The 12,232-nt window shown below is 64.2% G+C and carries 13 protein-coding genes; 4 read left to right on the top strand and 9 right to left on the bottom strand.

The features are described 5' to 3' along the window. Positions 1–56: 56 nt before the first annotated feature. From paaE to paaA, 5 genes are read right to left on the bottom strand one after another with little or no spacing between them, the layout of a single operon-like run. Positions 57–1,268, bottom strand: a complete 1,212-nt coding sequence (paaE, locus tag FM101_RS08000) for a 1,2-phenylacetyl-CoA epoxidase subunit PaaE (protein WP_086998005.1) — start codon at positions 1,266–1,268, stop codon at positions 57–59. Continuing rightward, positions 1,265–1,753: a 1,2-phenylacetyl-CoA epoxidase subunit PaaD gene (paaD, locus tag FM101_RS07995; protein WP_086998002.1), complete on the bottom strand. Its 489-nt coding sequence runs from the start codon at positions 1,751–1,753 to the stop codon at positions 1,265–1,267. The genes paaE and paaD overlap by 4 nt, the downstream gene beginning before the upstream one ends. Before the next feature lie 10 nt (positions 1,754–1,763). Beyond that, complete coding sequence (gene paaC, locus FM101_RS07990; RefSeq protein ID WP_086997999.1) at positions 1,764–2,615, bottom strand: 1,2-phenylacetyl-CoA epoxidase subunit PaaC; 852 nt, start codon at positions 2,613–2,615, stop codon at positions 1,764–1,766. After that, complete coding sequence (gene paaB / locus FM101_RS07985; protein WP_086997996.1) at positions 2,612–2,935, bottom strand: 1,2-phenylacetyl-CoA epoxidase subunit PaaB; 324 nt, start codon at positions 2,933–2,935, stop codon at positions 2,612–2,614. Before paaB ends, paaC begins: the two co-directional genes overlap by 4 nt. Next, complete coding sequence (paaA, locus tag FM101_RS07980; RefSeq protein WP_086997993.1) at positions 2,936–3,925, bottom strand: 1,2-phenylacetyl-CoA epoxidase subunit PaaA; 990 nt, start codon at positions 3,923–3,925, stop codon at positions 2,936–2,938. A 200-nt stretch (positions 3,926–4,125) separates the two neighbouring features. Here paaA and FM101_RS07975 point away from each other — a divergent pair, with 200 nt between their 5' ends. From FM101_RS07975 to FM101_RS07965, 3 genes are all read left to right on the top strand, one after another. Continuing rightward, complete coding sequence (locus tag FM101_RS07975; protein ID WP_241895312.1) at positions 4,126–4,482, top strand: PadR family transcriptional regulator; 357 nt, start codon at positions 4,126–4,128, stop codon at positions 4,480–4,482. Further along, positions 4,479–5,183, top strand: a complete 705-nt coding sequence (locus FM101_RS07970; protein WP_086997987.1) for a hypothetical protein — start codon at positions 4,479–4,481, stop codon at positions 5,181–5,183. Before FM101_RS07975 ends, FM101_RS07970 begins: the two co-directional genes overlap by 4 nt. 65 nt (positions 5,184–5,248) lie before the next feature. Continuing rightward, the gene (locus FM101_RS07965; protein WP_143269249.1) at positions 5,249–5,959 is read left to right on the top strand and encodes a hypothetical protein; all 711 of its coding nucleotides are present in this window, start codon (positions 5,249–5,251) and stop codon (positions 5,957–5,959) included. A gap of 82 nt (positions 5,960–6,041) precedes the next feature. On the opposite strand, the gene FM101_RS07960 is transcribed toward FM101_RS07965, so the two are convergent. From FM101_RS07960 to FM101_RS07945, 4 genes are all read right to left on the bottom strand, one after another. Further along, positions 6,042–6,443, bottom strand: a complete 402-nt coding sequence (locus FM101_RS07960; protein ID WP_086997980.1) for a hypothetical protein — start codon at positions 6,441–6,443, stop codon at positions 6,042–6,044. Positions 6,444–6,646: 203 nt separating this feature from the next. Then, entirely contained in the window at positions 6,647–7,405 is a 759-nt protein-coding gene (locus FM101_RS07955; protein WP_086997978.1) for an amino acid ABC transporter ATP-binding protein, read from the bottom strand. Next, the gene (locus FM101_RS07950) at positions 7,402–8,892 is read right to left on the bottom strand and encodes an amino acid ABC transporter substrate-binding protein/permease (protein ID WP_241895314.1); all 1,491 of its coding nucleotides are present in this window, start codon (positions 8,890–8,892) and stop codon (positions 7,402–7,404) included. Before FM101_RS07950 ends, FM101_RS07955 begins: the two co-directional genes overlap by 4 nt. A gap of 152 nt (positions 8,893–9,044) precedes the next feature. Beyond that, positions 9,045–10,493, bottom strand: coding sequence for a serine hydrolase domain-containing protein (locus tag FM101_RS07945; protein ID WP_158225905.1), 1,449 nt, complete (start codon positions 10,491–10,493; stop codon positions 9,045–9,047). An 84-nt stretch (positions 10,494–10,577) separates the two neighbouring features. Between FM101_RS07945 and FM101_RS07940 the strand changes: the two genes are divergently transcribed. Next, complete coding sequence (locus FM101_RS07940; RefSeq protein ID WP_086997972.1) at positions 10,578–12,209, top strand: alkaline phosphatase D family protein; 1,632 nt, start codon at positions 10,578–10,580, stop codon at positions 12,207–12,209. Positions 12,210–12,232 lie beyond the last annotated feature (23 nt).

Raw genomic sequence — 12,232 nt, 5'->3', positions numbered from 1 at the left:
TCACTACGAGGACTTCCACCCGCTGCCCGCGTACCCAACCTCAGTGGTCAATACACCTAGGCGTCGTAGTTCACGGACACGGCGTCCGAGGTCGGGTGCGATTGGCAGGTCAGGATGTAGCCGGCTTCGATCTCTTCGGGTTCCAACGCATAGTTCTCTTCCATCTCCACCGTCCCCGTGACCAGTTTCGCGCGGCAGGTGCCGCAGACGCCACCGGCACAGGCGAAGGGGACGTCCGGACGCACGCGCAGGGCGGCGTTGAGGATGGTCTCGCGGGCGGAGAGCGGCGATTTCACTTGGCCTTGGAGTCCGTCCAACCGGAATTCGATGTCGTAGTTCTCACCTGAGTCATCGGCTTCCACGGCCCGACCGATCTGGCCTTCGGGACGGTTGGGCCGGCCGGTGGTGAAGAGTTCGTAGCGCACCTTCTCCGGCGAAACCTCCTGCTCGCTCAGGTGGTCGCGGACCAACTGGACCAGTTCGAACGGGCCACAGAGGAACCATTCGTCGATCTGGTTGGTGCGGATGACCGACCCCAATAATGAGGTGAGCTTTTCGGCGTCGAGCCGTCCGGAGAGCAGCGGGGAAATGCGCTGTTCACGCGAGAGCACATGGTGCAGGGCGAAACGCGAGGGGTAGCGGTCCTTCAGATCCGCCAGTTCCTCCAGGAACATGACATCCATGGCTGCCCGGTTGGCGTAGATGAGGTCGAAATGGACGTGCTCGTTGGCTGCCAGCACGGTCCGGGCGATGGCCATCACCGGAGTGATCCCCGACCCGGCGGCGACGGCGACGAAGTTGTGGCTGATCGTCGTGTCGATCGATGCCGGGTCGTTGAGCGCCGTCATCTTGTGCTTGGAGATGAAGGCACCCGAGGGGCTCATCACCTCCATCGTGTCCCCGGCCCGCAGCGATTCGTTGGCCCAGGACGAGAAGAGGCCGCCCAGATCGCGTTTGATGGCCACCTTGATTTCACCCGGCTTCGGCTCGGCACAGATGGAGTAGCTGCGCCGGACCTCGGAGACGTTGCCTTCTTCATCGGGCAGGTCCTTGCGCAGGGCGACGTACTGGCCGGGAAGATAGTCGTACTCCCCCATCAGATCCTCCGGCACGGCGAAGGTCACCTCGATGGCCGCAGCCGTCAACCGGCGGACCTCGCTCACCTCGAGGGTATGGAAGGCAGCCCGACGGCGGGACGTGGTTCCGGTTTCGGAACCGTCTGCCGCTTCGGTGTCGTCGGCCTCGGGCAGGGGGGTCGTTGCAGTCATGAAAGCACCTTGAAGTAGTCGAAGGGTTCCAGGCACTCCCGGCACTGGTAGAGCGCCTTGCAGGAGGTGGACCCGAAGCGGGAGAGTTCTTTGGTATTCAGGCTGTGGCACAGCGGGCATTTCACGGCCATGCCGAGGGTGACCGGGCCGCGGTGACCGGTTCCTGTCGGCGGGGCGATCCCGTATTCCTCGAGCTTGGCCTTGCCGGATTCGCTCATCCAGTCGGTGGTCCATGCCGGGGAGAGCACCAGATCGACGGTGACGTCGCCGTAGCCCTCGGCGTGGAACGCCGTCTGCAGGTCCTCGCGGATGGCGTCCATGGCTGGGCACCCCGAATAGGTCGGGGTGATGACCACTCGAACACCGCCGTCCTCGTCGAGTTGGACATCGCGCAGGATCCCCAGGTCCTCGATGGTCAACACGGGGATCTCGGGATCACAAACCTGCGCGGCGATGGCCCGCAGGGTTGTCGTGCTCGTGCTCATGGCTTGCTCCTTACCAGCTGGCGCCGGGGTGCTTGCGCGCCAGGACCTGCATTTCCGCCAACAGGTGTCCCAAATGTTCGGAGTGCTCGCCGTGGCGGCCGCGGCACAGCGCGAACGGACCGGTGGGGACCTCGAGGCCTGCCGACTCAAGAATGGCGGCGAACTCTTCGTCCCACCGTTCGCGCAGGCTTGAGGGCCATACCCCGGCGTCGCCCAGTTCGTCGTACAGGTCCTCGTCTTCGAAGAGTTCGCCCACGTAGGGCCAGAGGACCTCGAGGGCATGGCGCATCCGGCGGGCCGATTCCTCGGTACCGATGCCCAGCCGGCGCGTCCACATCATGGCATGGTCACGGTGGTAGTCGACCTCCTTGACCGCCTTGGCGCAGATCGCCGCGATGGTTTCGTCGGAGGAATCCAGTAGCTCGGTGTAGAGCAGGTGCTGGTAGATCGAGATCATCAATTGGCGCATGATGGTGACGCCGAAGTCGCCATTGGGCTGCTCAAACAGGTGCAGCGAGCGGAATTCCTCCTCCTCGCGCCAGTAGGCCAGATCGTCTTCGCTCTGGCCCCAGGCCAACCCGGCATAAGACAGGAACGACCGGGCATGGCCGAGCTGGTCCAGGGCGATATTGCCCAAGGCGATGTCTTCTTCGATTTCCGGGCCGCGCGAAATCCAGTTCGACAGACGTTGGGCCAGTATCAGGGCGTCATCGCCTAGACGCAGGGCGTACTGTGCCACCGCTTCGCTCGGCGCCCCCTTCTGGAGCTGAATATCCTCCGGACGCAGGGCGTTTCCGGGGGTGATGCGGGTGGCCGAGGCGGTGGAGTCGCCGTAGCTCTCGGTGGTCTCGGTGGCGCTCACAGGTGCTTCACGCCTTCGCTCTTCTTGTAGTACGTGGCGTGCCGGTAGTCCTTACCCTGAGGGGACTCGAAGAACTGGCCCTTGGAATCCGGGTCGGAGGCGATGATATCCGTGGAGGCCACCACCCAGAGCGAGACACCCTCATTGCGGCGGGTGTACAGGTCCCGGGCATTGCGCACAGCCATTTCGGAATCCGGTGCGTGCAGCGATCCGGCGTGCACATGCGACAGACCACGGGCGGAGCGGACGAAGACCTCCCACAGAGGCCATTCGCGTGTGGCGGGGGTACCGGCGTCGTGCTGGTTCTTTTCCTGGGCCACCTAGGCCACCTCTGCTTCCTGTTGCATCTTCTCGGCATATACTGCGGCGGCCTCGCGGACCCAGGCGCCTTCGTGGTGGGCGTCGCGGCGGCGCTGCAGGCGCTGGGCGTTGCACGGCCCGGCCCCGGCGATCACTGCCTTGAACTCGGCCCAGTTCAGGTCCTTATGCATCCATTTGCCGGTTTCTTCGTCGAAACACAGTTCGGGATCGGGCAGGGTCAGCCCCAGGACCTTGACCTGCTCGGCGATCATGCCCACGAAACGCTGGCGCAGATCGTCGTTGGTGAAGCGCTTGATCTTCCATTTCATCGTCTGCTGTGAGTTCGGCGAATCCCCGTCCGGCGGACCGAACATCATCAGCGAGGGTTCGTAGAAGCGGTTGATGGCGTCCTGTGCCATCTGCTTCTGCGAATCGGTGCCGGCAGCGAGTTCCATGAGGATCTCGAAGCCCTGGCGCTGGTGGAAGGATTCCTCTTTGCAGACCCGGACCATGGCCCGGCCGTACGGCCCGTAGGAGGCACGGCACAACGGAACCTGGTTCACGATGGCGGCTCCGTCGACCAGCCAGCCGATGGCACCCATATCCGCCCAGGAGCGGGCCGGGTAGTTGAAGATCGAGGAGTACTTGGCCTTGCCGGAGATCAGCTGCTCGGTGAGCACGTCACGGGGAGTGCCCAGGGTCTCGGCGGCCGAATAGAGGTAGAGCCCGTGGCCTGCCTCGTCCTGGACCTTCGCCATGAGGATGGATTTGCGCTTCAGGCTCGGTGCGCGGGTGATCCAGTTGGCCTCGGGCTGCATGCCGATGATCTCGGAGTGGGCGTGCTGGGAAATCTGCCGCGTGAGGGTCTTGCGGTAGCCCTCCGGCATCCAGTCGCGCGGCTCGATGCGCGAGTCGTCGGCGATCACCGCGTCAAAATGCTCCTGCGCCGCCTCTTCCTCGGGCGTCAGCACCGCGGACAGGGGCCCTTTCGGGTCGTTCTGTGCAGCCAAGGGGCTCACCTCACTGTGACAAGTTTCGAATTACTGACCGTTCGTTCAGGATATGGGGCAGATCACCTATCCGTCAATTGATGAGGTTCAACCTACGAAAGATTGACACACTTACTAGTTAGACAGACAATCTACTTATGTCCGCCCACCCAGGAACGCACGACGACGGGACGCCAGGACCCCCCTGGCCCACTGACTGGATGCGTGCACTCCTGGGGCTGTGCACGTTGCGGGCCCTGGAAACCGGGCCGTCCTACGGCTATGCGATCATCGCCGAACTGGAGCAAGCAGGTCTGGGTGTGGTCAAGGGCGGGACCCTGTACCCGCTGCTGACGCGGTACGAAGGCGCCGGCTGGGTGGAGACCGAATGGCGGGCCGGAACCTCGGGCCCGGGTCGCAAGTACTTCTCCCTGACTACCGCGGGGCGGGCCGAGCTCGAACGCCATCGTCGGCGCTGGCAGGAATTCGCGGCAGTGACCTGCGACTTCCTGAGCCCAGGACCACCCGGTACCGACCTCCCCCTGTCAAACACTACTGAAAGGCGGACCGGGCCATGAGCTCCACGCAAACCGACGAGTCCTGGATCGAAGCCTTCATCTTCGCCTTGCGCCTGCGCCGCGTGCGCGGAGATGCCATCGGCGATGCCGTGGCCGTGGTCCGCGAACATATTGCAGATTCCGGACAGGGCGCCGACGAAGCCTTCGGCACAGCCGATGACTACGCGAAACAGCTGGACTTACCCACCGTGCCGACCGCCCGTTGGACCGATCCTCCGGTTCTGGGAACCGCGGTGTCCCTGGTCGGGCTCATCGCCTTCGCACCAGCCATTTCCACCCTCCTGCGGAATGCCAGCATGGAGATGTCGCTGCCGCAGCTGTTCCTGTTCGCCATTCCTGGCGCGCTGCTGCTGACCTTGCCGTACTACTTCACCTACGGCCTGCGTCATCCCTGGATCTTGAGTACCGGGGCCGTCCTGGCGATCCTCGCCGGCACCAGCGCGGGGCTACTGGCCCCGGAGCGCGGCTTCCAGGCCATCGCCGCGTGGGAACCGTGGTGGCTTGCGCTCGGGTCAGGGGCCGCCATCCTGGCGGCCAGCGGCTGGGCCGCAGTCAACGCGTGGCGCACCGGCCCTGAACCAATCATCGATCCCACGACCCCGCCACCTGCCCCCGTGGGGCGCGTTCAACGACTCATCCGGCTGATTCCACACCTGCTGATCCCGCTGATGGCCTTGGCCGTCCTCGTCTCGGAGCTATGAACGCCACGACCACGCGAAGCAGCGAACACCACGTCTCCGCGTCAACCGATCACGAAAGGCAGATCATGAGCCCCCTGCAGACCGACAAGTCCTGGATCAACGACTTCATCTTGACCCTCCGCCTGCGCGAGGTACGCAGCGATGCCATCGGCGATGCGGTGGCCGTGGTGCGCGAGCACATCGCCGATTCCGGTCATCCCGCCTTCACTGACTTTGGGGACCCTCGTTCCTACGCCGACGATCTGGAGCTGCCCACTGTTCAAGGCGTCGTGTGGTCCAGTTCAGCCGTCATGGCCCCCGTGGTGTCCCTCATGGCAATCTTTGTTCTGGGTCCCGCTGCTTCTGCGGTCTTCGGCGGTTCCACCCTCGACTTCTCGGGGCCACAACTGAGCCTCTTCCTCGTCCCGATGACCCTCATGCTCGGGTTGCCGTACTACTTCAATTATGCCGTGCGGCACCTGTGGGTCTTTGCGCTGGTCTTCGTTCTGGCCACCGGCGCGGCGGCCCTGGCAGGCTTCTTCGACCCCCGACGTGGAACACCGACCGTCGTGGCCCTGGAACCGGGGTGGGTGCTCGGCGCAGCCGCTGCGACGATCGCCCTGGCGACCGTCTGGCAGCTCCGCCGGGCGCTGACCGATAGCCCGGATTCACTGGTGGATCCGCTGCAACCATCATCGGCGCCCGAACGCCACTCCAGACTCGCGGCCGTGCTGCCAGCGTTGTTCATGCCGGCCGGGGCACTCATCGTCCTGGCCGTCGCCTGGTTGGCCCGGTAGGCACCGGGTTCACGCGACACTGCCCGGACCCCCTGGTGGAGACCTTGGGGGTCCGGGCAGTGTCTTGGACGGTCCAAGGAAGCTATTCGACGTCGCCCAGATCCTCCTTGATGTCAGCAGTCAGGTCATCGCCGGCATCCTCGGCCAACGCACGGCCCAGCACCTCGTCTTCCTCCTCGTCAATGGAGGCATTGGCCAGTCGGTCGGCCTCCGGGTCCGAGAGCTCACCCTGGTCTTCCAGGACGTCGACTTCTTCATCGACGAACGGCAGGTCTTCCTCTTCGGTGTAGGTGGGTTCGCGCAACGGGTCGCCCTCTTCCATCATGGCGACGTCGTCCGATGACCCTTCCGCGGGCTGTCCTCCCCGACCATCGGTGGGTACCGGTTCCAGCGGATCACCGGTGGCCTCTTCCGGGTCCGGCACGAACTCGGATCCGAGGCTCGGCTCCATGTTGGGGTCTCGTTCTGGCGTTGCGGAACTCATGACTCGCTCCTTCGCTGGTTACCTGCAGGGCGGCGGATGCCGCCTTGCCGTTCCCGGATTGCGGCTCCGGAAACGTCCATCTTCACCGTAGGCACGTAGAGCGTCCCCGGACAAGGAGCCAGGACCCCAGGAAACAGCAGCGGCGGTGAAACGGCCATCGCCAAGCCGGTCCACCGCCGTCGTACGGCGTTCCCCTTCCGGGGTCAGAGGACCTTGGAGAGGAACTCCTTGGTGCGTTCCTGCTGCGGGTTGTTGAAGAGCTGCTCGGGCGTCCCTTCCTCACAGGCGACGCCGTCGGCCATGAAGATCACCCGGTCCCCCACTTCACGGGCGAAGCCCATCTCGTGGGTGACCAGAACCAGGGTCATCCCCGAATTGGCCAGATCCCGGATCACTTGCAGGACCTCACCCACCATTTCCGGGTCCAGGGCACTGGTGGCCTCGTCAAAGAGCATGATCCCCGGGTTCATGGCCAGCGCCCGGGCGATGGCCACACGCTGCTTCTGCCCTCCCGAGAGTGCGGCTGGCCGGGCATTGGCCTTCTCGGCCAACCCGACCCGGGTCAACAATTCCATCGCCTTCGCGCGCCCCTCTGCCTTGGACGCCTTCTTCAACTCAACCGGAGCCAGCATCACGTTCTCCGCCACGGTCATATGCGGGAAGAGGTTGAAGTGTTGAAACACCATGCCGATATGGCGGCGGACGTCGTTGATGTCCACCTTCGGGTCGGTGAGGTCGAACCCGTCAACCACCACCGTGCCCCCGGAAATGTCCTCGAGCTTGTTCAGGCACCGCAGGAACGTCGACTTGCCCGAGCCCGAAGGGCCGATCACGCAGACGACTTCCCCTTCAGCCACCTCGGCGTCGATCCCCTGCAGGACCTCGTTGGAACCGAACGATTTGCGCAGCCCACGCACCTCGATCATCAGCTTGCGGTCCGTGTCCGTTGTCGACGCACTCATTTGTTGAACCTCCTGTCAGCGAAGTTGGCCAGCTTCGTCAGCAGCATGACCGCGACGAAGTAAATGACGCCGACGATCAGCAGCGTCTCGGTGACGCGGAAGTTCGCCGCGTAGATTTGCTGGCCCTGGTACAGCAGTTCGGCGAAGCCGATGGCCAGCAGCAGGGACGAGTCCTTGAGCATGATGATCAGCTGGTTGATCAGCGATGGGGTCATCATCTTGAACGCCTGCGGAACAACGACCTTCTGCATGGACTTTCCGTAGCCCAGGCCCAGAGACCTGCTGGCCTCCATTTGGCCCGGGTCCACCGATTGGATGCCGCCGCGCACGATTTCCGCGACGTAGGCTCCCGAGTTCAGCGACAAGGTCAGGACGGCGGCGACCCAGATATTGATGGGTAGACCCGTCAATTGGGGGATGCCGAAGTAGAACATGAAGGCCCAGAGCAGCAGTGGGGTGCCGCGGAAGACGTTCACGAACGTGGTGGAGATCCCGCGCACGATGATGTTCCGCGCGATCTTCATGAATCCTGCGGCCAGGCCGATGATCATGGCGACCACGAAGGAGATCCCGGTGACGACCATCGTGTTCTTCAGACCTTTAAGCAGTGCCGGCAACGAACTTTCCAGCAGTTCCCAGAAGGTCGTGGGCTGGGCCGCCGTGGGATCCCCGAGGTACTCGTCGAGGATCTTGTCGTATTCCCCGTCGGCCTTGAGTTTGGCTAGTCCGTCGTTGAAGGCAGCCAACAGGTCGGCGTTCTTTCCCTTGTTCACGGCGAAGCCATAAGAGCCGCCCGGCACCTTGTCGGTGACCGTTTTCAGCCCGTTGTTTTGGGCGATACCGTAGGCCAGCACGGGGTAGTCATCGAACACGGCGACGGCGTTTCCGGACTTCACCAGTTCGTACATGCTCGCCGACTGGTCCAGCGATTTGACCTTGAAGCCGTATTTCTTGGCAATGGACTTGGCGTAGGTCTCGCCTTCGGCGCCGGTCTTCGCGGTGACGGTCTTGCCCTTGAGATCCTCATAGCCGGTGATGTCGTCATTGCTCTTGGCAACGGCCATCTGGACGCCGGATTCGAAGTAGGGCTCCGAGAAGTCGTAGACCTCCTTGCGCTCATCGGTGATGGACATGCCGGCAATGACGCCATCAACCTGGTTGGAGGTCAACGCCTGCAGTGCCGCGTTGAACCCGAGCGAACGGATCTCGACCTTGAAGCCCTGGTCCTCGGCCACCGCGCGGACAATGTCCATATCGATGCCGGTCAGTTCGCCGTCGGCACCGCGGAATTCAAAGGGCGCGAACGTGGTGTCCGTGCCGATGACGAAGGTCTTGCCTTCGACGGCCGAATTACCGGAACCGGATGCCGACGTATCGGCTGCCGCTCCCGTCGCACCGAATAAAAGCGAGGCCACGGCCAGGAACGCCGCGACCACCAGCCCTGTTCGACGGCGCCCGGTACGGGCCGCCCTGATGTGATGTCGCAAGTTCTCTACCCCGTTCGCTGATGGTGCGGCCCGTCTTCACGGGTCTTGGACTCACTTAGACAATAGAGCATGGTGACCCGACTCACAGGGAGTGTTCAGCGGCGCGTGTTATATCCAGCCCTGCATCCGACGACGGCTGCGGTCTGGCCGGGTCAGCTGGCGGGGTTAACGACCCGCGACGGAACACGAAAATCGGTTTGACGGACCAGTTTCATCCCCCCGGGGCCGCGGATGGCGACCGCCCCGGCGGCATCGAATTCAAAAACGAAGTCCTCCCCGTACCCGCCGAAGCCGTTGGGGTCGCGCGTACGCAGGGTCCGGGCATCCACATACTCCAGTGGTTCGGTCAGCGCCGGGTCAGGGGATGCACCGAGGGACAGGCAATACAGCTTGCCACCGAGCTCGACGATGTCCTGGACGCCCCAGAGTCCCGCGAACCGCCCGGTGAACCGGTTCAGCTGTTCCACCGGGACATCGGCGTACGAGGACGGGATTTCTGCGGCTGCCAGGGATGCCAGTCCGATGAGCTGCTCACCCCAGGTCGTGGCTGGTCCGTCGATGGCGTTGGTCAGCACGCTGAGGGCCACACCTGTTTTCGGCAACGCCCAGCTGCGGCTGATATGTCCCGGGTAGCCGCCACTATGGCCGAAGGTTTCCTGCCCATGGACTTCTTGCAGGATCATCCCCAACCCGTAGTCCCTGCCGGGCACCCCCGATTGTTCGAGCGCGCGTTGCATACGGCGTTTGGAGTGTTCGGAAACCGGAGACCCTGCGGCCTGCTGCCCCGGGCGCTGCGGCAGATGGGCCGTGAGGAATCGAACGACGTCGCCGGCGGTGGAGTAGAAACCGGTCGCAGCACTCAGTGCCCCGGTATCCACATGGTCGATCGTGCATCGATGCTCGAGGGTATAGGGCTCACCCATCACGGCCAGCGCCCCGTAGCCGGTCGCCAGTTTGGTGGCCCCCTCATCCAGATCCGGCCCGGTATCGTGCAGCGCCAACGGATCAATCAGCTTCTCCCGGACGTACCCGCGGTAGTCCTGCCCGCTGGCGGCCTCGATGATCAGTCCCAGCAGGCCATAGCCGATGTTGGTGTATTTGAAGTGGGTGTGGCGTCCGATGACCCGACCGTTGGCGGCGGTTTCGAGGAGTACCCCTCGTCCGGGGAAGGGCCGGGACAGGACCCAGAAGTCCGAATCGGTGCCGTCGCGGGTCAACCCGGAGGAGTGGGAGAGCAGCTCCCCTACGGTGACCTTCCCCGTTTCCGTTCCGGCCAATTCGGGCAGGTGGTCGGCGACCGCGTCTTCAAGTGTCAGGGACCCTGCTTCGACCAGCTGAAGGATGGCGGTGGCCGTGAACATCTTCGAATGCGAGGCGATGCGGAACTGGTGGGCGTCCGTCATCTCGGTACCGGCGGCGACATCGGCGTAGCCGCCGGCGATGGTCCCGATGACCGTCCCGTCGACGGCGACGGCGACCTGGTAGCCGGGTTGCCGATCGAAGGAGCGCAGATGCTCCAGATAGCGAGGTGCGTAGGCGAGGACGGATTCCCAGGCGGCGAGCGCGGGATTGGTTTCGGCTGTCGGTTCTTCAGTGGCCATGGAACCATCCTGCCACCAGGGGTTTCTGCTGCCGTTCATCGTGTGGAAAGGTGCTGGTCTTCTGCCTGAGGTTGGCTCGTGGATATGGATTCCTTCCGGCCCGGCGCCTCGCGCCGTTCACTGCTCAAAGGCGCGGCTTCCGCTTCGACTTTTGCCGCCGCCTCGCTGATCGTTCCCCCCGCTTCCGCCATGAACCCTGCGTCAGCCATCGCTTTGTCGGCCCGACGCCTGACTCTGCCCTCCGGCATCTCCACCGGAGACGTCTCGACGAACTCTGCCGTCTTATGGTCCCGCGCCTCGGGGCCGGGCCGTCTGCACGCGGTGCTCCGCGCCGCCGGTCAGGATGGCGAGGCGCTCCGCGGACGCCATGCACGAACGTTCCACCTGTCGGGTTCGCAGGCCCGGGCGAGCACCGATTTCACCGCCAAGTTGCACGCGCGCAGGCTGCCCGCGGGCATGCGCTTCGCCGTCGAACTGTATTTCGAGGACGACCACGGCCGCCGCAGCGAAACCGGCCGCGGTTCCTTCACCACGGCCCCTGCACACGGCCACCGGCACGGCCATGACTCCTCATCGCAGAGCTTCGTCTGGACAGCGGACACCGCCGGGCAGGGCTACGGCATCAACGAGGACATCGGGGGAATGCGCGGTTACGCGGCCATGCACGCCACCGGACCCGATTTCTTCCTGCATTCGGGAGACACCATCTACGCGGATGGTCCCCTGGAAGCGGAGATGAAGGAGCCCGATGGCCGGATCTGGCGCAACGTCGTCACCGAGGAGGTCTCCAAGGTGGCCGAGACGCTGAACGAATACCGGGGTCGCCACCGCTACAACATGATGGATGAGAACCTGCGGGCCATGTATGCAGAGGTCCCGGTGGTAGCCCAGTGGGATGACCACGAGACGATGAACAACTGGTACCCCGGTGAAATCATTGATGATCCGCGTTATGCCGTTCGCCAGGTCGACACCCTGGCCGCACGCTCCCGGCGTGCCTGGCAGGAATACATGCCCATCGCCGATCGGCGGGCCCTGCGACCGGGAACGGGATTCGAACCCACCCGCATCTACCGTCACATCGAACGCGGACCCCACCTGGATCTGTTCGCCCTGGACATGCGCTCGCACAGGAGCCCGAACACCTCCGGGCTGGAATCGCAGGCAACCAGCATTCTTGGCGAGGAGCAGTTGCAGTGGCTCATCCGCTCGCTGCGCCGTTCCCCGGCCACGTGGAAGGTCATCGGCAACGACCTGCCACTGGGGCTGGTCGTCCTGGACGGCAAGGGCCAGGAATCGATCTCCAACGCCGATCACGGTGCCCCGCTGGGACGCGAACTCGAACTCGCCCGCCTGCTCTCGGCCATCAAAAGGCACCGCATCAGGAACGTCGTCTTCCTCACCGGCGACGTGCACTACTGCGCGGCCCACCACTACTCCCCCGAACGCGCGGCCTTCCGCGATTTCAACCCCTTCTGGGAGTTCGTCGCCGGGCCGATCAACGCGGGATCCTTCGGACCCAACGCCCTGGACCTGACCTTCGGCCCCCAGGTCGACTTCCAGCAGGCAGGACCTCCTCTGGGCTCACCGCGTTCGGGTGAACACCAGTACTTCGGGCACGTCAAGGTGGCCGGGGATGGCTCCGAGTTCACGGTCAAACTCATCAACGCCCTGGGCCAGGTCCAGTACTCCAGGACCCTGGTGCCCGAACGCTAGTCCGTGCATGGGTTCCCGGTACG

The sequence above is a fragment of the Arthrobacter rhombi genome, from assembly GCF_900163545.1.
Classification (GTDB): Bacteria; Actinomycetota; Actinomycetes; order Actinomycetales; family Micrococcaceae; genus Arthrobacter_H; species Arthrobacter_H rhombi_A.
This window is presented reverse-complemented; position numbering and strand designations above follow the sequence as displayed.

Coding starts and splice junctions, on each gene's coding strand:
- FM101_RS07975 (WP_241895312.1), top strand. CDS start 4,126: ATGCGTGCACTCCTGGGGCTGTGCACGTTGCGGGCCCTGGAAACCGGG.
- FM101_RS07955 (WP_086997978.1), bottom strand. CDS start 7,405: ATGAGTGCGTCGACAACGGACACGGACCGCAAGCTGATGATCGAGGTG.
- FM101_RS07960 (WP_086997980.1), bottom strand. CDS start 6,443: ATGAGTTCCGCAACGCCAGAACGAGACCCCAACATGGAGCCGAGCCTC.
- FM101_RS07965 (WP_143269249.1), top strand. CDS start 5,249: ATGAGCCCCCTGCAGACCGACAAGTCCTGGATCAACGACTTCATCTTG.
- paaD (WP_086998002.1), bottom strand. CDS start 1,753: ATGAGCACGAGCACGACAACCCTGCGGGCCATCGCCGCGCAGGTTTGT.
- paaE (WP_086998005.1), bottom strand. CDS start 1,268: ATGACTGCAACGACCCCCCTGCCCGAGGCCGACGACACCGAAGCGGCA.
- FM101_RS07940 (WP_086997972.1), top strand. CDS start 10,578: ATGGATTCCTTCCGGCCCGGCGCCTCGCGCCGTTCACTGCTCAAAGGC.
- FM101_RS07945 (WP_158225905.1), bottom strand. CDS start 10,493: ATGGCCACTGAAGAACCGACAGCCGAAACCAATCCCGCGCTCGCCGCC.
- FM101_RS07970 (WP_086997987.1), top strand. CDS start 4,479: ATGAGCTCCACGCAAACCGACGAGTCCTGGATCGAAGCCTTCATCTTC.